Genomic DNA, 18,005 nt, shown 5'->3' on the forward strand with positions numbered 1-18,005 from the left:
GGATAACCTCACGGGTCCTGTTGCGACCGCTGTGACCCGTGGGGCTGTGCTGGACCGCGCGCCTGAGTACCGTTCCGTTCCGGTGCGAACGCCGTGGCGCGGGGTGCGCGCGTGGCACGGCGCCGTACGGCCGGATGGCGGGGAAGCGGACCGGGATCGGGGAACGGGGCGTAATGGACGCGTACGACGAGGGCTCGGATGCCCGGCACGGGCCGGACCGGCCCGACGGCTCCGCGCCGCCCCCACCGGCCGAGCCCGCCCGCCCGGAGGCCACGGCGGACCGCCGCGTACCGCGCGACCCCGAGGCCGTGTGCGGCGACGGGGACGTTCCCGGGGCCGGGGCCGGGGCCGGCGACCGCGCACCGCGCGATCCCGAGGCCGTGACCGGCGACGGCCTCCCCGAGCCCGGGGACGGTGGTTCGGGGCCGGGCGGCCCCCGCGCCGGGGAGGCCGGCCGGCTGTCGGAGGACCGTGAAGCCGGGGCTGAAGGCGGCGTACTCGACGCATCCGGCGCCGGGGCCGCCGGTCGCGTATCCGGCCCCGACGCCGGGCGGCCCGGCCGTGGGCCGGGCGCTCCCGACCGGATCGGGGCTCCGGCCGGGGCGGGGGACGAGGCGTGGCCGCCTCCCGCCGGGCCCGCGGGTGAGGCGGGTGCGTTGCCCGCCGACCGGACCGGGCTCGCCGCGCTGTCCCTGCCGTACCGGATCGCGGCCGCCACCGCCCTCGCGTTCGTCATGGTCGCCGCGTGTGTGCACCTCGGCACGGTGTTCCTGCACGTCGCGCCCTCGAACACGGCCACCAGGCAGCACGGCAGGGCCGTCGAGGAGTGGATCTACCCCGAGTTCGAGCAGAACTGGAAGCTGTTCGCCCCCAACCCGCTGCAGCAGAACATCGCGGTCCAGGTCCGTGCGGAGGTCAGGACCGCCGACGGGGGGCACCGTACGACCGGCTGGTACGACCTGTCCGCGCAGGACGGCGAGGCCATCGACGGCAATCTGCTGCCGAGCCACACGCAGCAGAACGAACTGCGGCGGGCCTGGGACTTCTTCCTCGCCTCGCACGACGGCGAGAACCGGCCGACGGGCCTGCGCGGCGACCTCTCCGAGCGCTATCTGCGCCGCATCGTCGTCCTGCGTCTCGACCGTGAGCGGGTGAAGGCCGACAGCGGTCTCGTCGAGCGCGTCCAGGTCCGTTCCCGGACCACCAACGTGCCGCCGCCCGACTGGAGCGTGGAGCAGGTCTCCGACAAGCCGGTGTTCCGGGTGCTGCCCTGGTGGCGGGTGCCGTCCGGCGCGGGGGCGAGCGCCTGATGAACCGGTTCTCCCTCTGCCTCGCGCGGGCGATCGCCCGGATCACCGAGACGGCGCTCGGGCCGTACCAGACGGCCGTGATCCGCATCGGCTTCTCCGCCACCTGGCTGCTGTTCCTGCTGCGGGAGTTCCCGCACCGCCAGGAGATGTACGGGCCGGACGGGCCCTGGAACTGGGATCTGGCCCAGCAGCTCATCGCGAACAACCACGCCTTCACGGCCCTGATGTGGTCGGACAGCCAGCTCTGGTTCGAGAGCCTCTACGCCCTCGCCGTGCTGTCGAGCGCGCTGCTGATGCTCGGCTGGCGCACCCGCACCATGTCCGTGCTGTTCATGATCGGCGTACTGTCCCTGCAGAACCGCAGTGTGTTCATGGGGGACGGCGGGGACAACGTCATCCACCTGATGTCGATCTATCTGATCTTCACGCGCTGCGGACAGGTCTGGTCGCTGGACGAGCGGCGGGCCCGCCTCGCCCCCGCGGCACGCGCGCGTGGCGGTGCCCCGGACCTCGCCACGGCCGGCGACCGCGTGGGGCCAGCCCGCCGGGGCGTGCCCGACCGTGTGGGGCCCGCCCTCCGGGGCGTACCGGACCGCGTGGGGCCCGCCCTCTGGTGCGTGCTCGGCCTCGCCCTCGTCGCCGCGACGCTCGCGGGGAAGATCGACGGTGGGTGGCTCGGGGGCTGGGCCACGGTCTTCTGGGGGCTGTGGGCCGGGCAGGGACTCTGGTGGGCGGTCGGGCGCCGCGCACGCACCGCGCAGCCCCGGATCCTGCTCGACGTCGTGGCCAACCTCGCGCACAACGCGGCACTGCTCGTGATCATGGCCGAGGCCTGCCTGATCTACAGCACCGCGGGCTGGTACAAGATCCAGGGTTCGCGGTGGCAGGACGGCACCGCCGTCTACTACCCGCTGCACCTGGACTACTTCTCGCCCTGGCCCGCCCTCTCCGACCTGCTGACCGCGCACGGCACGACGGTGCTGCTGGTGACGTACGGGACGGTCGTCGCCCAGGTCGCCTTCCCGTTCACCCTCTTCAACCGGCGGGTCAAGAACGTCCTGCTGGCCGTGATGATGCTCGAGCACGCGGTGATCGCGGTGGTCCTGGGTCTGCCGTTCTTCTCGCTCGCGATGATCGCCGCCGACGCGGTGTTCCTGCCGACGTCCTTCCTGCAGCGGCTGGGGGGCTGGACGGCACGCGCGCGTGCGGGCCTGCTGCCCGCCCGGGCCCGGACGGTGCCGGGGCAGCGCGGGCAGCGACCGCGCAGCCCGGAGCCGTTGAGGGGACGCACGTAGGCTTCACGGCATGAACGACCCGGGCAGCAGGCGAGGCACGAACGGCGACACCGGTACCGGAGATGCGGACGACGCCGTACGCACCTGGCACCGGCTGGCCGACGGCTCGGTCCTGCTCGACGGTTTCCACGCCCTCAAGCACGCGGTGCGCTTCGGGGGCCGGATTCCGGTGGCCGTCACCGCCGACCGGCCGGCGGCGCTCGCCCTGGCCGGGGAACTGGCCCCCGACGTCGGAGAGGCGCTCGACCGGCTCCTCGTCGAGGTGCCGGAGACGACGCTGCGGGGGCTCGTCCCGCGTCCGCACCCCACCGCGGTGGCCGCTCTGGCCGTACGCCCCTCCCGGGCGGCCCATCTGGAGATCCTGGCCCGCCCGGGCCGCACGGCGCCCGTCGTCGTGCTCGACCAGCCGCGGAACCTGGGCAACGCGGGCGCCGTCATCCGGCTCGCGGCGGGCTTCGGGGCGACCGGGGTGGTCACCACCGGCACGCTCGACCCCTGGCATCCCACGGTCGTGCGGGGCGGGGCGGGACTGCACTTCGCGACCGTCGTGGAACGGCTGACGGTCGACGGGCTGCCGCCGGGGCCGGTCTTCGCCCTGGACCCGGAGGGCGAGGACATCCGGGGCATCAAGCTGCCGGACGACGCCGTCCTCGCCTTCGGCTCCGAGCGCAGCGGGCTCTCCGCCGAACTGCGCGCCCGGACCGACCATCTGGTGTCGCTGCCGATGCGCCCCCAGGTCTCCAGCTACAACCTCGCGACCAGCGTGGCCATGACGCTGTTCCACTGGAGCGCCGCCGGGGGCGCGTCGGCCTGAGGCCTGTCCGGCCCTGCCCGGCCGCCTCGCGGCGACGACGGGAACGGCCGGACGGGATCCCGGGGCTACGCCTCCCGGCGGACCTCGATGATCCGGAAGCGGTTCGCCACGAAGGCGCCGTCGCACAGGGCCGAGTTGGCCGCCGCGTTGCCGCCGGAGCCGTGGAAGTCGGAGAAGGCCGCCGTCTGGTTGACGTAGACCCCGCCGGTCAGGTTCAGCGAGAGCTGCGCGCACTCGTCGAAGCAGGCTTCCTGCACGGCCTGCTCGACCTCCTCGGAGGTCGTGTACGCGCCGACCGTCATCGCGCCCTTGTCCCTGATGCTGCGCCGCAGCAGGTCCACGGCGTCCGTCGCCGAGTCGACGGCGACCGCGAAGGAGACCGGGCCGAAGCACTCGCTCAGGTAGGCGGCCTCGTCCTCGGCGCCCTCCCAGTACTTCCTGGCGCCGTCGAGCTTCACGATCACCGGGGTGCGGACCACGGCGTCCGGGAACTCCGGGTTGGCGACCTCGCGCGAGGGCAGGGCCACCTCGCCGAGACCGGACGCGGCCTCCAGGCGGGCCTTCACGTCCGGGTTGACGATGGCGCCCAGCAGGGCGTTCGCGCGGGCGTCGTCGCCGAGGAGCCCGTCGACCGACCTGGCGAGGTCGGCGGTCACCTCGTCGAACGACTTGGGGCCCTCGTCCGTGCGGATGCCGTCGCGGGGGATCAGCAGGTTCTGCGGGGTCGTGCACATCTGGCCGCTGTACAGGGACAGCGAGAAGGCCAGGTTCGACAGCATGCCCTTGTAGTCGTCGGTCGACTCGACGAGGACCGTGTTGACGCCGGCCTTCTCCGTGTAGACCTGCGCCTGGCGGGCGTTGGCCTCCAGCCAGTCGCCGAACTCGGTCGAGCCCGTGTAGTCGATGATGCGGATCTCGGGGCGGACCGCCAGGGTTTTGGCGATACCCTCTCCGGCCCGCTCGGCGGCCAGCGCCACCAGGTTCGGGTCGAAGCCGGCCTCGGCGAGCACCTCGCGGGCCACGGCGACGGTGAGCGCCAGGGGCAGGACCGCGCGCGGGTGCGGCTTCACCAGCACCGCGTTTCCGGTGGCCAGGGAGGCGAACAGGCCCGGGTAGCCGTTCCACGTCGGGAAGGTGTTGCAGCCGATCAGCAGGGCGATGCCGCGCGGGACCGGGGTGAACTGCTTGTTCAGCGCCAGCGGGTCGCGCTTGCCCTGGGGCTTGGTCCACTCCGCGGTGTCCGGGGTGCGGACCTGCTCCACGTACGCGTACGCCACCGCTTCGAGGCCGCGGTCCTGGGCGTGCGGGCCGCCCGCCTGGAACGCCATCATGAAGGCCTGGCCGCTGGTGTGCATGACCGCGTGCGCGAACTCGTGCGTCCGGTCGCTGATCCGCTTGAGGATCTCCAGGCAGACCACCGCGCGCATCTCGGCGCCCGCGTCGCGCCACGCGCGCATGCCCGCGCGCATGGCCGGCAGCAGCACGTCGACGTCCGCGTGCGGATAGGTGACGCCGAGCTCGATGCCGTACGGCGAGGTCTCGCCGCCGACCCAGTCGTCGGTGCCGGGCTGGGCGAGGTCGAGGCGGGTGCCGAGAAGGGCGTCGAAGGCGGCCTTGCCCTCCGCCATGCCCAGGCTCCCGTGCTCCCCGTAGGCCTTGGGGTGCTCGGGGTGCGGGGACCAGTACGCGCGTGTGCGGATCGCTTCCAGCGCCTGGTCGAGGGTGGGCCGGTGCTGGGCGATCAGCTGGTGCGCGGTGAGTTCGGCGGCCATCAAGGACCAACTCCTCGTCTCAGGAGCTCCTCGTCGAGCTCGCGAGCTGGGCAGGAAGGGACGGACACGGTTAGAGTAACCGAACGATCGGTCGGGACAAGGGGGACCGCCGCATCTGTGGAAAACCGTGTGCGGGAGGATCGCGAGCATGACAGCACTCGACCTCAGCAGCCCCGTGGCCGTCGTCGGTACCGGCACCATGGGCCAGGGCATCGCCCAGGTCGCGCTGGTCGCAGGCCGGCCCGTGCGGCTCTACGACGCCGTACCCGGACGTGCCGAAGCGGCCGCCCGGGCGATCGGCGACCGACTCGACCGGCTCGTCGAGAAGGACCGGCTCACCGCCGCCGACCGGGACGCCGCGCGCGCCAGGCTGCACCCGGCGGGGAGCCTCGACGAGCTCGCGGACTGCGTGCTGGTCGTGGAGGCGGTGCTCGAACAGCTCGATGTGAAGCAGCAGTTGTTCCGCGACCTGGAGGACGTCGTCGCGGAAGACTGCCTGCTCGCCACGAACACCTCCTCGCTGTCCGTCACGGCCATCGGCGGCGCGCTGCGCCACCCGGGCCGCTTCGTCGGGCTGCACTTCTTCAACCCCGCTCCGCTGCTGCCCCTGGTGGAGGTCGTCTCCGGGTTCGCCACCGACGTCACGTCGGCCACGCGCGCGTACGAGACGGCCCGCGCCTGGGGCAAGACGCCGGTGGCCTGCGCGGACACCCCGGGCTTCATCGTCAACCGCATCGCCCGGCCCTTCTACGCCGAGGCGTTCGCGGTCTACGAGTCCCAGGCCGCGGACCCGGCCACGATCGACGCCGTCCTGCGCGAGTCCGGCGGCTTCCGGATGGGCGCCTTCGAGCTGACCGACCTGATCGGGCAGGACGTCAACGAGTCGGTCACGCACTCCGTGTGGCAGGCCTTCTTCCAGGACGTGCGCTTCACGCCCTCGCTCGCCCAGCGGCGGCTCGTCGAGTCCGGCCGGCACGGCCGCAAGTCGGGACACGGCTGGTACGACTACGCGGACGGCGCCGACCGGCCCGAGCCGCACACGGCGGAGCGGGCCCGCCCGCCCGCGTACGTCACCGTCGAGGGCGACCTCGGACCCGCCTCCGAACTCGTCGCCCTGATCCGCGAGGCGGGCATCCAGGTCCGCGAGGAGGAGGAGGACCACGGCACCCGTCTGATGCTGCCCTCCGGCGGCCAGCTGGTCCTCGCCGACGGCCAGACCTCGGTCGAGTTCCGCGACGTCGTCTACTTCGACCTCGCGCTGGACTACCGCAGGGCCACCCGGATCGCCCTGTCGGCCTCCCAGGACACCGCCTCCCAGACGCTCTCCGAGGCCACCGGCCTGTTCCAGGCACTCGGCAAGGACGTCAGCGTCATCGGGGACGCCCCCGGCATGATCGTCGCCCGGACGGTGGCCCGCATCGTCGACCTGGCGCACGACGCCGTCGCCAAGGGGGTGGCCACCGAGGAGGACGTCGACACCGCGATGCGGCTCGGCGTCAACTACCCGCTGGGCCCCTTCGAGTGGAGCCGCAGGCTGGGCAGGACCTGGGCGCACGACCTCCTGGAGGAGCTGCATCTGCGGGAGCCCTCCGGCCGGTACGCGCCCTCGCTCGCGCTGTACCGCCACGGGCACGCCTCCGAGAAGCGGGAGGGCACCTCGTGACCACCGCCAAGCGGGACACGTACACGCCGGAGACGCTGCTCCACGTCGCCGTCCAGGTCTTCATCGAGCGCGGCTACGACGGCACCTCCATGGAGCACCTCTCCAAGGCCGCCGGCATCTCCAAGTCGTCGATCTACCACCACGTGGCGGGCAAGGAGGAGCTGTTGGGCCGGGCCGTGCGCCGGGCGCTGGACGGCCTCTTCGGGATCCTCGACGAGGAGCACGCGCGCGTGGGGCGTGCCGTGGAGCGGCTGGAGTACGTCGTACGGCGGATGGTCGAGGTGCTCACCTCCGAGCTGCCGTACGTGACGCTGCTGCTGCGCGTGCGGGGCAACACGGACACCGAGCGCTGGGCCCTGGAGCGGCGCCGGGACTTCGACCACCGGGTGGCCGAGCTGCTGCGGGCCGCGGCCGACGACGGCGACGTGCGCGCCGACGTGGAGGTCCGGCTCGCGACCCGGCTGGTCTTCGGGATGATCAACTCCATCGTGGAGTGGTACCGGCCCGACGGCCGGGGCACGGCCGAACGGGAAGTGGCCGACGCGGTGGTGCGGCTGGTCTTCGAGGGGCTCCGCAAGCAGGGCTGAGCCGGGCAGGGGCGGCTCCGCACGGCCCGCGTCCCTCACCCCTCCGGTTCCGGTTCCACGTCCTCCTCCTCGAAGACCAGCAGCGTCCGGGTGCTGAGCACCTCGGGGATGGCCTGGAGGCGGGTGAGCACCAGCTCGCGCAGTGCCCGGTTGTGCGGGGTGTGCACCAGGAGCAGGACGTCGAAGTCACCGCCCACCAGCGAGATGTGGGCGGCCCCGGGCAGCGCCCGCAGCTGTGCGCGCACCGTGCGCCAGGAGTTCTGCACGATCTTGAGGGTGATGTACGCCGAGGTGCCCTGTCCGGCGCGCTCGTGGTTGACGCGGGCTCCGAAGCCGCGGATGACGCCGTCCTCGATGAGCCGGTTGATCCGCGCGTAGGCGTTGGCCCGGGACACGTGGACGCGCTCGGCCACGGAGCGTATCGAGGCGCGGCCGTCCGCCTGGAGCATCTGCAGGATGTCCTGATCGATGGCGTCGAGCGGGCGGGCGGGCGGCAGCCCCGGTCCGGGCTCGGGTCCCTCGGCCATTTGTTCAGGTGCCATGTCCCCCCGCCTCCCTACCATGGACGTACTGCGTCCATCTCAGGCTGTGCAGAACCGTTTGTCCACAGCCTGGCGGTGCCTGTAGCCAAAATGTGCCGACGACCGAACAATCGGTAGGTGAGGCGCATCACACCCGATGCGTCTCTTCCAGCCGCTCCCACGAGGAGGTGCCGTCATGACGGTCATGGAGCAGCGAGGCGCTTACCGGCCCACACCGCCGCCCGCCTGGCAGCCACGCACCGACCCCGCGCCGCTGCTGCCCGACGCGCTGCCCCATCGCGTCCTCGGCACCGAGGCCGCCGCGCAGGCCGACCCCGACCTGCTGCGCCGGCTGTACGCCCAGCTGGTCCGCGGCCGCCGCTACAACACGCAGGCCACGGCCCTCACCAAGCAGGGCCGCCTCGCCGTGTACCCCTCCACCACCGGTCAGGAGGCCTGCGAGGTCGCCGCCGCGCTCGTCCTGGAGGAGCGCGACTGGCTCTTCCCGAGCTACCGGGACACCCTGGCGGCCGTCGCCCGCGGCCTCGACCCCGTCGAGGCCCTCACCCTGCTGCGCGGCGACTGGCACACCGGCTACGACCCGCGCGAGCACCGCATCGCCCCCCTGTGCACCCCGCTCGCCACCCAGCTCCCGCACGCGGTGGGCCTCGCCCACGCCGCCCGACTCAAGGGCGACGACGTGGTCGCGCTCGCCATGGTCGGTGACGGCGGCACCAGCGAGGGCGACTTCCACGAGGCGCTGAACTTCGCCGCCGTGTGGCAGGCCCCGGTCGTCTTCCTGGTGCAGAACAACGGCTTCGCCATCTCCGTGCCGCTCGCCAAGCAGACCGCGGCCCCCTCCCTGGCCCACAAGGCCGTGGGCTACGGGATGCCGGGACGACTGGTCGACGGCAACGACGCGGCCGCCGTGCACGAGGTCCTCACCGAGGCCGTGCGGCACGCGCGCGCCGGGGGCGGTCCGACGCTCGTCGAGGCCGTCACGTACCGCATCGACGCCCACACGAACGCCGACGACGCCACCCGCTACCGCGGTGACGCCGAGGTCGAGACCTGGCGCGCGCACGACCCGATCGCCCTGCTGGAGCAGGAGCTGACCGAGCGCGGCTGGCTCGACGAGGACGGCATACGGGCCGCGCGCGAGGACGCCGAGGCGATGGCCGCGGACCTGCGCGAGCGGATGAACCAGGACCCAGTGCTCGACCCGATGGACCTGTTCGCCCATGTGTATGCCGAGCCCACCCCGCAACTGCGGGAGCAGGAGGCGCAGTTGCGCGCGGAGCTCGAAGCCGAGGCCGACGGCACGCACGGCGCGGAAGGGGCCGGCCGATGACGACCGTGGCCCTGAAACCCGCCACCATGGCGCAGGCCCTCGGGCGCGCGCTGCGGGACGCCATGGCCGAGGACCCGACGGTCCACGTCATGGGCGAGGACGTCGGCGCGCTCGGCGGTGTCTTCCGGGTCACCGACGGGCTCGCCGCGGAGTTCGGCGAGGACCGCTGCACGGACACGCCCCTCGCGGAGGCGGGCATCCTCGGCACCGCCGTCGGCATGGCCATGTACGGGCTGCGCCCCGTCGTGGAGATGCAGTTCGACGCGTTCGCCTATCCGGCGTTCGAGCAGCTGATCAGCCACGTCGCGCGGATGCGCAACCGCACGCGCGGCGCGATGCCGCTGCCGATCACCATCCGCGTGCCCTACGGGGGCGGTATCGGCGGCGTCGAGCACCACAGCGACTCCTCCGAGGCGTACTACATGGCGACGCCCGGTCTCCACGTCGTCACGCCCGCCACCGTGGCCGACGCCTACGGGCTGCTGCGCGAGGCCATCGCCTCCGACGACCCCGTCGTCTTCCTGGAGCCCAAGCGGCTGTACTGGTCGAAGGACTCCTGGAACCCGCAGGAGCCGTCCGCCGTCGAGCCGATCGGCCGCGCGGTGGTGCGGCGCCCGGGCCGGAGCGCCACCCTCGTCACGTACGGCCCGTCCGTGCCGGTGTGCATGGAGGCGGCCGAGGCGGCGCGGGCCGAGGGCTGGGACCTCGAAGTCGTCGACCTGCGCTCCCTGGTGCCCTTCGACGACGAGACGGTCTGCGCCGCCGTCCGGCGGACCGGACGCGCCGTCGTCGTCCACGAGTCCGGCGGGTACGGCGGTCCGGGCGGGGAGATCGCCGCGCGGATCACCGAGCGCTGCTTCCACCACCTGGAGGCGCCGGTGCTCCGGGTGGCCGGGTTCGACATCCCGTATCCGCCGCCGATGCTGGAGCGCCACCACCTGCCGGGCGTCGACCGGATCCTGGACGCGGTGGCACGGCTGCAATGGGAGGGCGAGAGCTGATGGCCCAGGTGCTGGAGTTCAAGCTGCCCGACCTCGGGGAGGGGCTCACCGAGGCGGAGATCGTCCGCTGGCTCGTCCAGGTCGGTGACGTCGTCGCCGTGGACCAGCCGGTCGTCGAGGTCGAGACGGCCAAGGCGATGGTCGAGGTGCCGTGTCCCTACGGGGGCGTGGTCACCGCCCGGTTCGGTGACGAGGGCAGCGAGCTGCCCGTCGGCGCCCCCCTGATCACGGTCGCGGTCGGGGCGCCCGCGTCGTCCGACGGCGACGAGGGTTCGGGCAACGTGCTGGTGGGATACGGCACGCAGGCGCCGCCCTCGCGGCGCAGGAGAGTGCGGCCGACGCCGTCCGTGTCCGGGCGCCGTCAGGACGCTTTCGCGGACGCGGGGGCCGCAGCGGCGTCCGCGTCCGCCGAGACGGCCGCCCCGGCCCCGGCGGGCGCGTCCGGCGCGGCCGGTGCGGGCGTCGTGCCGGCGCCGGTCGTCGTGCCGGACACGTTCCGGTCCGAGGCCGTCGCGGCGGGCCGGGCCGACGGTGCGGGTGGTCCGGTCGTCGGTGGGCCGAGGGCGGACGGGCCCGTTCCGGTGATCTCGCCGCTGGTGCGCCGGCTCGCCCGCGAGAACGGGCTCGACCTGCGCGAGCTGGAGGGTTCGGGCCCGGACGGGCTGATCCTCCGGGCGGACGTCGAGTACGCCCTGCGGGCAGCCGCTTCCGGGCAGGGCGCGGCGCGTGTGCCGGCCGAGCGCGGGGCCGCCGCGGGCGCCTCCCCCGCCGTCGCGCCGGAGCTCCCGGGTGCGCAGGGCAACGGCATGGGGGTCGCCGCCCCGGCCGGGGCCGCCCGGACCTCGGCCGCCGCGGACGGTGTCCGGGTACCGCTGCGCGGGGTCCGTGGTGCCGTCGCCGACAAGCTCTCCCGGAGCCGGCGCGAGATCCCCGACGCGACCTGCTGGGTGGACGCCGACGCGACGGAGCTCATGCGGGCGCGCGCGGCGATGAACGCGGCCGGCGGGCCCAAGATCTCGCTGCTGGCGCTGCTCGCGCGTATCTGCACCGCCGCGCTGGCCCGCTACCCCGAGCTCAACTCGACGGTCGACATGGACGCCCGCGAGATCGTGCGGCTGGACCGGGTGCATCTGGGCTTCGCCGCCCAGACCGAGCGCGGGCTCGTCGTGCCCGTCGTCCGGGACGCGCACACGCGGGACGCGGAGTCGCTCGGCGCGGAGTTCGCCCGGCTCACCGAGTCGGCGCGGACCGGGACGCTGACGCCGGGGGACCTCACGGGCGGCACGTTCACGCTGAACAACTACGGCGTGTTCGGTGTCGACGGCTCCACGCCGATCATCAACCACCCGGAGGCGGCCATGCTCGGCGTCGGCCGCATCATCCCCAAGCCGTGGGTGCACGAGGGGGAGCTGGCGGTCCGGCAGGTCGTGCAGCTCTCGCTCACCTTCGACCACCGGGTGTGCGACGGAGGCACCGCGGGGGGCTTCCTGCGCCATGTCGCGGACTGCGTGGAGCAGCCTGCGGTGCTGCTGCGGACGCTGTAGTCGTCCCTCGGGCCGCCCCCGTCCACATGCTGTGCACGGGGGTGGCAATGATCCATCGGGCGCCCATACTCGGGGGATGACCGCGCACGAGACGGCGGGCGCCGCCGGCGGCCCCGCCGATGCCTCCGTCGCTCCCGTCGCGGGGGGCGGCTCCACCGCGCCCGCCGCGCCCGCCGTGTACGACGCCGTCGTGCTCGCCGGGGGCGGCGCGCGGCGGCTGGGGGGCGCGGACAAGCCCGGGGTGCGGGTGGGCGGACGGGCGCTGCTCGACCGGGTGCTGGCCGCGTGTGCCGGTGCCGGGACCACCGTCGTCGTGGCCGGTCCGCGGCCGACCGCCCGGCCCGTGGTGTGGGCACGCGAGGATCCGCCCGGGGCGGGCCCCGTCGCCGCGCTGGACGCGGGCCTGCGGCACGTCACCGCCGAGTACGTCGTGGTCCTCTCCGCCGACCTGCCGTTCCTGACGGCGGGAACGGTACGGCGCCTGCTGACGGCGCTCCGCCGAGGCCCCGCCGCTCCCGCCCACACCGGTGCCGGTTCCTCCGGCGCGGGTGCCCTTGGCCGTGGCACCGCCGGCTCTGCCATCGCCGGTGCGGACAGCCCCGGCTCGGACCCCAACGGGTCGTACGCGTCGGAGTCGGGAACCCCCGGTCCAGGCGCCCCCGGTCCGGCCGCCCCCGGTGCGGGAACCCCCGGTCCGGCCATCTTCGGTGCGGGAACTCCCGGTCCGGCCGCCTTCGGTCCAGGCGACCCCAGCCCGGCCACTCTCGGTGCGGGAACCGCCGGACCGGCCGACACCGCTGCCGGCCCCTCCGGCGCGGGTGCCCCTGGCCGTGGCCCCGCCGGCTCTGCCATCGCCGGTGCGGACAGCCCCGGCTCGGGCCCCGCCGGGGCGTACGCCTCGGAGTCGGCCACCCCCGGTGAGGGAACCCCCGGTCCAGGCGCCCCCGGTGCGGGAACCCCCGATCCGGCCGCCCCCGGCCCGCGCGCCCCCGGCTCGGGCCCCGCCGGGGCGTACGCCTCGGAGTCGGCCGCCCCCGGTGAGGGAACCCCCGGTCCAGGCGCCCCCGGTCCGGCCACCCCCGGTGCGGGAACCCCCGGTCCGGCCGACGCCGGTCCGCGTGACCCCGGTTCTGCCACCGCTCAGTCCGCCACCCCCGCCCCCGGTCTCCCCGGTTCGCTCGCCGACGGAGTTCTCCTCACCGATTCCGGGGGGCGGGAGCAGCCGTTGGTCGCCGTGTACCGCGCGGAGGCGCTGCGGCGAGTGCTCCGCGGGCTCGGGGTCGAGCACGGCGGGCTGACCGGGCTGCCGCTGCGGCGGGTCACCGCCGCCCTCGACCTCACCCGTATCGCCGATCCCGTCGCGTCCTTCGACTGCGACACCTGGGACGACATCGCCGCCGCTCGGTCACGCATCAGGGAGCATGGGCACGTGTTGGATGAATGGATCTCCGCAGTCAAGGACGAACTGGGCATCGACCTGGACGTCGACACCGGCGTCCTGCTGGACCTCGCCCGCGACGCCGCGCACTCGGTGGCCCGCCCCTCGGCGCCGCTGACCACGTTCCTCGTGGGGTACGCGGCGGCCCGCGCCGGGGGAGGCCCCGAGGCGGTGGCCGAAGCCGCCCGCCGGGCGTCGGCGCTGGCACTCGCCTGGGCGGACGAGGCCACCCCCGCCTCCGACGCCCCGGCCACGCCGTCCGGCGGTGAACCGGCCACCCCGGCCTCCGGGGCGTCCGGTGAGGGTCCCGCCGGTCGGCCGGACGCCGGATGACCGCCGCCCGCGGCACCCGCGACAGCCAGGAGGACGAGGACTTCGACGTCGAGGAGGCCCTCGCCCTGGTCAAGGGAGATGCCGTGCCGATGCCCCAGAGCCGTCCGGTGCCCGAGCCCGCCCCCGACGGCGAGCGGCAGGCGCAGCGGAGCGCTCCCGGCGAACACCGGGCCACCCCCTGGCCGCGGGCGCGCGCCGTCGCCGAACGGGCCGGCCGTGCCGGGGCCCGCCGGGCGCCGGTCTCCGTGCCGGTCGACGCCTCCCTCGGTCTGGTCCTCGCCGCGCCGCTCGCCGCGCTCACCGACCTGCCCTCCTTCGACACCTCCGCGATGGACGGGTGGGCGGTGGCCGGCCCGGGTCCCTGGGTCGTGCGCGCCGAAGGAGTGCTGGCCGGGGACGCCCGGCCGGAACGGCTCACCGACGGCGAGGCCGTGCGCATCGCCACCGGCGCCGGCATCCCGCAGGACGTGACCGCCGTCCTGCGCGGTGAGCACGGACGGCTCGACGACAAGGGGCGGCTGCACCCGACCCGCGACGTCGTGCACGGTCAGGACATCCGCCCGCGCGGCCAGGAGTGCCGCAGCGGCGACCAGTTGCTGCCGGTCGGCGCGGTGGTCACGCCGGCCGTGCTGGGCCTCGCCGCGGCCGCCGGCTACGACACGCTCGCCGTCCGGCCCCGCCCGCGGGCCGAAGTCCTGGTCCTCGGCGACGAGCTGCTCACCGCCGGTCTCCCCCGGGACGGGCTGATCAGGGACGCGCTCGGCCCCATGCTGCCGCCCTGGCTGCGGTCGCTCGGCGCCGAGGTCGTCGCCGTGCGCAGGCTGGGCGACGACGCTGACGCCCTGCGCAGGGCGATCGCGGGCTCCGCCGCCGACCTGATCGTCACCACCGGCGGCACCGCCTCCGGCCCCGTGGACCACGTGCACCCCGTCCTCGGACGGCTCGGCGCCGAACTCCTCGTGGACGGCGTCGAGGTCCGCCCCGGGCACCCCATGCTGCTGGCCCGCACCAAGGAGGACCAGCACCTCGTCGGCCTGCCCGGCAACCCCCTCGCCGCCGTCTCCGGGCTGCTCACGCTCGCCGAACCCCTGCTGCGCACCCTGGCCGGACGGACGGCTCCGGAGCCGTACGCGATGCCCCTCGGGGAAGCGGTGCACGGGCATCCGTACGACACCCGGCTCGTTCCCGTCGCGCTGCGCGGCGAGCAGGCCGTGCCGCTGCACTACAACGGGCCGGCCATGCTGCGGGGCATCGCCGCCTCCGACGCGCTCGCCGTCGTACCTCCCGGCGGCGCCCGGGCCGGTCAGGAGCTGGAGATCCTCGACCTGCCCTGGGCGCTGGCCGGGCTCGAGGCGTGCCTGGACTGACCGGAGCACCGGGCGGCTCGCGGCGGGCGGACCCGGGCTGCGCTACGGACGGTGCCCGCCGTTCGCCGTCCGGCTGATCGTGATCAGGCGGTCGCCCGCCCGCAGGGGCGCGGTGTCGGGAGCGGCCTGGTCGAGGACCTTCCTGCCGCGTACGACGGCCACCACGAGGTCGGTGCAGTCGTGCGGCGCGGCCCCGATCTCCCGCTCGGACACCGGCCGTTCCGACAGGTCGAGGCCGCTGCCGTAGGTCATCAGGCCCTCCAGGACGTCGGCGGCGTGCGGGCTGGCCACCGACACGCCCAGCAGCCGGCCGGCCGAACTGGAACTGGTGACGACCATGTCGGCGCCGCTCTGCTTGAGCAGCGGCACGTTCTCGTCCTCCCGGACGGCGGCGACGATCGTGGCGCGCCGGTTGAGCTGGCGGGCGGTGAGGGTGACGAGCGTCGCGGTGTCGTCGCGCTGCGGGGCGACGATCACCTGGGCGGCGTGCTGGATCTCGGCCTTGAGGAGGGTGTCGGACCGGGTGGCGTCCCCGAGGACGGACACCAGCCCGTCGCTGCCGGCCGCGTCCACCGTCTTCGGCTGGGGGTCGACGACGACGATCCGGTCCCGGGCGATGCCCTGCCCCAGCAGCGTCTCGACGGCGTGCCGGCCCTTGGTCCCGTACCCGACGACCACCACGTGGTCCCGCATCCGCGAGCGCCAGCGGTGGATGCGCACCTGCTGCCGGGTGCGCTCGGTGAGGACTTCCAGGGTGGTGCCGACCAGGATGATCAGGAACAGCACGCGCAGCGGGGTGATGACCAGGATGTTGATGAGCCGGGCCGAGTCGCTGACCGGGGTGATGTCGCCGTAGCCGGTGGTGGAGAGGGTCACGGTCGCGTAGTACGCGGCGTCGAGGAGGTCGACCGTCTGGTCGGAGCTGTCGCTGTAGCCGGACCGGTCGACCCAGACCAGGAGCGTGGTGAGGGCGAGGACCAGCAGCGCCATGGCCAGCCGCCGCAGCACCTGCTGGAGCGGCGGCACGGTGCCCTCCACGGGCAGCCGGATCGAGCGGCCCGCCTCGGCGTCGTCCAGGGCCTCGGTGCGCGACCGGTACCAGAGGGAACGGAGGATGGGGAAGCGGCCCGCGCCGCCCCGCTCCCTCCCGCGGGCGCCGTCGCCCCGGGCGTCCCTCCGGCCCGTGCTCCCTCGGCCCGTGTCCTCGCGGCGTACGGCGGTTCTGGGCGGTCGTTGTTGCCCGTTCATGGCCTGCTCCCAGCGGCTCGCGGTCCGGTCGTCGGCCGGCACCGGAGGCCATGCTCTCGGATCTTGGCCTCCGGATGGGTAACGTCGGCGCGGGTGACGTCCGTCGATTCGTGGGAGGCCCGCCTTGCGTGACCACACGGTGGTGGTCGGTTTCGGGACGAAAGGGCGGTCCGCGGTGCAGACCGTCTGTGCGACCGGACTGAAGAAGGAGCGGATCGTCGTCGTCGACCCCGGCTCGAAGGTGGTCGACGCGGCGGTGGCCGAGGGCTACGCGGGCGTGGTCGGGGACGCGACGCGCAGCGACGTGCTGCTGCGGGCCGAGGTGCAGCGGGCGCGGCAGATCATCATCGCCACGCAGCGGGACGACACGGCGGTGCTCGTCGCCCTGACGGCCCGGCAGCTCAACCCCGCGGCGAAGATCGTGGCCGCGGTGCGGGAGGAGGAGAACGCCCCTCTGCTGCGGCAGTCCGGCGCCGACGCCGTCATCACCAGCGCCGGTGCGGCGGGCCGGCTGCTCGGGCTCTCCGTCCTCAGCCCCAGCGCGGGCCTGGTCATGGAGGACCTCATCCAGCAGGGCAGCGGCCTGGACATCGTGGAACGCCCGGTCATAAAGGCCGAGGTCGGCAAGGGCGTGCGCGAGACCGGGGAGCTGATCGTGAGCGTGGTACGCGGCCACCGGGTGCTCGGGTACGACGATCCGGCCATCGGCACGCTGGAGTTGACGGACCGTCTCATCACGATCGTGCGGGTCTCCTGAAGTAGCCTCGCGGCATGCGAGCGATCACGATTCCCGAACCTGGTGGTCCCGAGGCGCTGGTGTGGGACGACGTCCCGGATCCGGTGCCCGGGGAGGGCGAAGTCCTGGTCGAGGTGGTGGCCAGTGCCGTCAACCGAGCGGATCTGCTGCAACGGCAGGGTTTCTACAACCCGCCGCCCGGCGCGTCCCCGTACCCCGGCCTCGAATGTTCCGGGCGGATCGCCGCCCTGGGCCCCGGGGTGTCGGGGTGGGCCGTCGGGGACGAGGTGTGCGCGCTGCTCTCGGGCGGCGGGTACGCCGAGAAGGTCGCCGTCCCGGCCGGTCAGCTGCTGCCCGTTCCGGACGGAGTCGACCTGCGTCTGGCGGCGGCCCTGCCCGAGGTGACCTGCACGGTCTGGTCCAACGTCTTCATGATCTCCCACCTCCGTCCCGGCGACACGCTGCTCGTGCACGGCGGCTCCAGCGGCATCGGCACCATGGCGATCCAGCTGGCGAAGTCGGTCGGCGCCAAGGTCGCCGTCACCGCCGGCACCAAGGAGAAGCTGCAGTTCTGCGCCGATCTCGGTGCGGACGTCCTCGTCAACTACCGCGAGCAGGACTTCGTCGAGGAGCTGGAGCGGGCCACCGACGGAGCGGGCGCCGACGTCATCCTCGACAACATGGGCGCCAAGTACCTGGAGCGCAACGTCCGGGCGCTGGCCGTCAACGGGCGGCTGGCGATCATCGGCATGCAGGGCGGCGTCAAGGGCGAGCTGAACATCGGCACGCTCCTCGGCAAGCGGGCCGCGATCAGCGCGACCTCGCTGCGGGCCCGACCGCTCGGTGAGAAGGCGTCCATCGTTGCCGCCGTGCGTGAGCACGTGTGGCCGCTGATCTCCGCCGGTCACGTACGGCCGATCGTGGACCGGGAGATCCCGATGAGCGACGCGGCCACGGGGCACCGGGTGCTGGAGGAGAGCGGGCACATCGGCAAGGTGCTGCTCGTCGTGGAGTAGCCCGCTCGG

Annotated in this window: 14 protein-coding genes and 2 pseudogenes; 13 read left to right on the forward strand and 3 right to left on the reverse strand. The window is 74.2% G+C overall.

Annotated features, from left to right (window positions below; translation table 11 throughout):
* The first annotated feature begins 173 nt into the window (after positions 1-173).
* The 3 genes from ACZ4NT_RS14170 to ACZ4NT_RS14180 are packed head-to-tail and all read left to right on the forward strand — an operon-like array spanning position 174 to position 3,419.
* On the forward strand, positions 174-1,310 hold the full coding sequence (locus ACZ4NT_RS14170; protein ID WP_467725392.1) for a DUF5819 family protein: 1,137 nt from the start codon (positions 174-176) through the stop codon (positions 1,308-1,310).
* A complete protein-coding gene (locus ACZ4NT_RS14175; protein ID WP_467725394.1) occupies positions 1,310-2,605 on the forward strand; it encodes an HTTM domain-containing protein in 1,296 nt (431 codons plus the stop codon). Before ACZ4NT_RS14170 ends, ACZ4NT_RS14175 begins: the two co-directional genes overlap by 1 nt.
* A 10-nt stretch (positions 2,606-2,615) precedes the next feature.
* Positions 2,616-3,419: a TrmH family RNA methyltransferase gene (locus ACZ4NT_RS14180; protein ID WP_467725396.1), complete on the forward strand. Its 804-nt coding sequence runs from the start codon at positions 2,616-2,618 to the stop codon at positions 3,417-3,419.
* 65 nt (positions 3,420-3,484) lie between these two features.
* On the opposite strand, the gene paaN is transcribed toward ACZ4NT_RS14180, so the two are convergent.
* The gene (gene paaN, locus ACZ4NT_RS14185) at positions 3,485-5,191 is read right to left on the reverse strand and encodes a phenylacetic acid degradation protein PaaN (RefSeq protein ID WP_121405048.1); all 1,707 of its coding nucleotides are present in this window, start codon (positions 5,189-5,191) and stop codon (positions 3,485-3,487) included.
* A gap of 148 nt (positions 5,192-5,339) precedes the next feature.
* Here paaN and ACZ4NT_RS14190 point away from each other — a divergent pair, with 148 nt between their 5' ends.
* Positions 5,340-6,854, forward strand: coding sequence for a 3-hydroxyacyl-CoA dehydrogenase (locus ACZ4NT_RS14190; protein WP_467725399.1), 1,515 nt, complete (start codon positions 5,340-5,342; stop codon positions 6,852-6,854).
* Positions 6,851-7,441, forward strand: coding sequence for a TetR-type transcription factor C-terminal domain-containing protein (locus ACZ4NT_RS14195; protein WP_121405050.1), 591 nt, complete (start codon positions 6,851-6,853; stop codon positions 7,439-7,441). The genes ACZ4NT_RS14190 and ACZ4NT_RS14195 overlap by 4 nt, the downstream gene beginning before the upstream one ends.
* Before the next feature lie 35 nt (positions 7,442-7,476).
* Here the strand turns inward: ACZ4NT_RS14195 and ACZ4NT_RS14200 are convergent, their stop codons facing one another.
* Positions 7,477-7,968 (reverse strand): Lrp/AsnC family transcriptional regulator, encoded by a 492-nt coding sequence (locus tag ACZ4NT_RS14200; protein ID WP_121405051.1) that lies wholly within the window; start codon positions 7,966-7,968, stop codon positions 7,477-7,479.
* A 190-nt stretch (positions 7,969-8,158) separates the two neighbouring features.
* Between ACZ4NT_RS14200 and pdhA the strand changes: the two genes are divergently transcribed.
* The 6 genes and pseudogenes from pdhA to ACZ4NT_RS14230 all read left to right on the forward strand — a co-directional run bounded on the left by pdhA (position 8,159) and on the right by ACZ4NT_RS14230 (position 14,996).
* A complete protein-coding gene (pdhA, locus tag ACZ4NT_RS14205) occupies positions 8,159-9,313 on the forward strand; it encodes a pyruvate dehydrogenase (acetyl-transferring) E1 component subunit alpha (protein ID WP_467725401.1) in 1,155 nt (384 codons plus the stop codon).
* Positions 9,310-10,314 (forward strand): alpha-ketoacid dehydrogenase subunit beta, encoded by a 1,005-nt coding sequence (locus tag ACZ4NT_RS14210; protein ID WP_121405053.1) that lies wholly within the window; start codon positions 9,310-9,312, stop codon positions 10,312-10,314. The genes pdhA and ACZ4NT_RS14210 overlap by 4 nt, the downstream gene beginning before the upstream one ends.
* The gene (locus ACZ4NT_RS14215) at positions 10,314-11,858 is read left to right on the forward strand and encodes a dihydrolipoamide acetyltransferase family protein (RefSeq protein ID WP_467725403.1); all 1,545 of its coding nucleotides are present in this window, start codon (positions 10,314-10,316) and stop codon (positions 11,856-11,858) included. Before ACZ4NT_RS14210 ends, ACZ4NT_RS14215 begins: the two co-directional genes overlap by 1 nt.
* Before the next feature lie 76 nt (positions 11,859-11,934).
* Positions 11,935-12,369: pseudogene (gene mobA, locus ACZ4NT_RS14220) on the forward strand (molybdenum cofactor guanylyltransferase); the annotation flags it as partial.
* Between the two features lie 339 nt (positions 12,370-12,708).
* A complete protein-coding gene (locus ACZ4NT_RS14225; RefSeq protein ID WP_467725506.1) occupies positions 12,709-13,629 on the forward strand; it encodes a DUF6457 domain-containing protein in 921 nt (306 codons plus the stop codon).
* Positions 13,626-14,996: a molybdopterin molybdotransferase MoeA gene (locus ACZ4NT_RS14230; protein ID WP_467725406.1), complete on the forward strand. Its 1,371-nt coding sequence runs from the start codon at positions 13,626-13,628 to the stop codon at positions 14,994-14,996. Before ACZ4NT_RS14225 ends, ACZ4NT_RS14230 begins: the two co-directional genes overlap by 4 nt.
* Before the next feature lie 42 nt (positions 14,997-15,038).
* Here the strand turns inward: ACZ4NT_RS14230 and ACZ4NT_RS14235 are convergent, their stop codons facing one another.
* Positions 15,039-16,286 (reverse strand): potassium channel family protein, encoded by a 1,248-nt coding sequence (locus ACZ4NT_RS14235; RefSeq protein WP_467725408.1) that lies wholly within the window; start codon positions 16,284-16,286, stop codon positions 15,039-15,041.
* 67 nt (positions 16,287-16,353) lie between these two features.
* Between ACZ4NT_RS14235 and ACZ4NT_RS14240 the strand changes: the two are divergent.
* Positions 16,354-17,001: pseudogene (locus ACZ4NT_RS14240) on the forward strand (potassium channel family protein); the annotation flags it as partial.
* Positions 17,002-17,015: 14 nt separating this feature from the next.
* Positions 17,016-17,996, forward strand: a complete 981-nt coding sequence (locus ACZ4NT_RS14245) for an NAD(P)H-quinone oxidoreductase (protein WP_121405056.1) — start codon at positions 17,016-17,018, stop codon at positions 17,994-17,996.
* The last annotated feature ends 9 nt before the right edge of the window (positions 17,997-18,005 follow it).

Source organism: Streptomyces sp. NPDC026417 (assembly GCF_055567695.1).

Excerpts from the sequence above, each read along its gene's own strand:
- ACZ4NT_RS14170 (WP_467725392.1), top strand. The coding sequence starts at position 174 with ATGGACGCGTACGACGAGGGCTCGGATGCCCGGCACGGGCCGGACCGG.
- ACZ4NT_RS14175 (WP_467725394.1), top strand. The coding sequence starts at position 1,310 with ATGAACCGGTTCTCCCTCTGCCTCGCGCGGGCGATCGCCCGGATCACC.
- ACZ4NT_RS14180 (WP_467725396.1), top strand. The coding sequence starts at position 2,616 with ATGAACGACCCGGGCAGCAGGCGAGGCACGAACGGCGACACCGGTACC.
- paaN (WP_121405048.1), bottom strand. The coding sequence starts at position 5,191 with ATGGCCGCCGAACTCACCGCGCACCAGCTGATCGCCCAGCACCGGCCC.
- ACZ4NT_RS14190 (WP_467725399.1), top strand. The coding sequence starts at position 5,340 with ATGACAGCACTCGACCTCAGCAGCCCCGTGGCCGTCGTCGGTACCGGC.
- ACZ4NT_RS14200 (WP_121405051.1), bottom strand. The coding sequence starts at position 7,968 with ATGGCCGAGGGACCCGAGCCCGGACCGGGGCTGCCGCCCGCCCGCCCG.
- pdhA (WP_467725401.1), top strand. The coding sequence starts at position 8,159 with ATGACGGTCATGGAGCAGCGAGGCGCTTACCGGCCCACACCGCCGCCC.
- ACZ4NT_RS14210 (WP_121405053.1), top strand. The coding sequence starts at position 9,310 with ATGACGACCGTGGCCCTGAAACCCGCCACCATGGCGCAGGCCCTCGGG.
- ACZ4NT_RS14215 (WP_467725403.1), top strand. The coding sequence starts at position 10,314 with ATGGCCCAGGTGCTGGAGTTCAAGCTGCCCGACCTCGGGGAGGGGCTC.
- ACZ4NT_RS14230 (WP_467725406.1), top strand. The coding sequence starts at position 13,626 with ATGACCGCCGCCCGCGGCACCCGCGACAGCCAGGAGGACGAGGACTTC.
- ACZ4NT_RS14245 (WP_121405056.1), top strand. The coding sequence starts at position 17,016 with ATGCGAGCGATCACGATTCCCGAACCTGGTGGTCCCGAGGCGCTGGTG.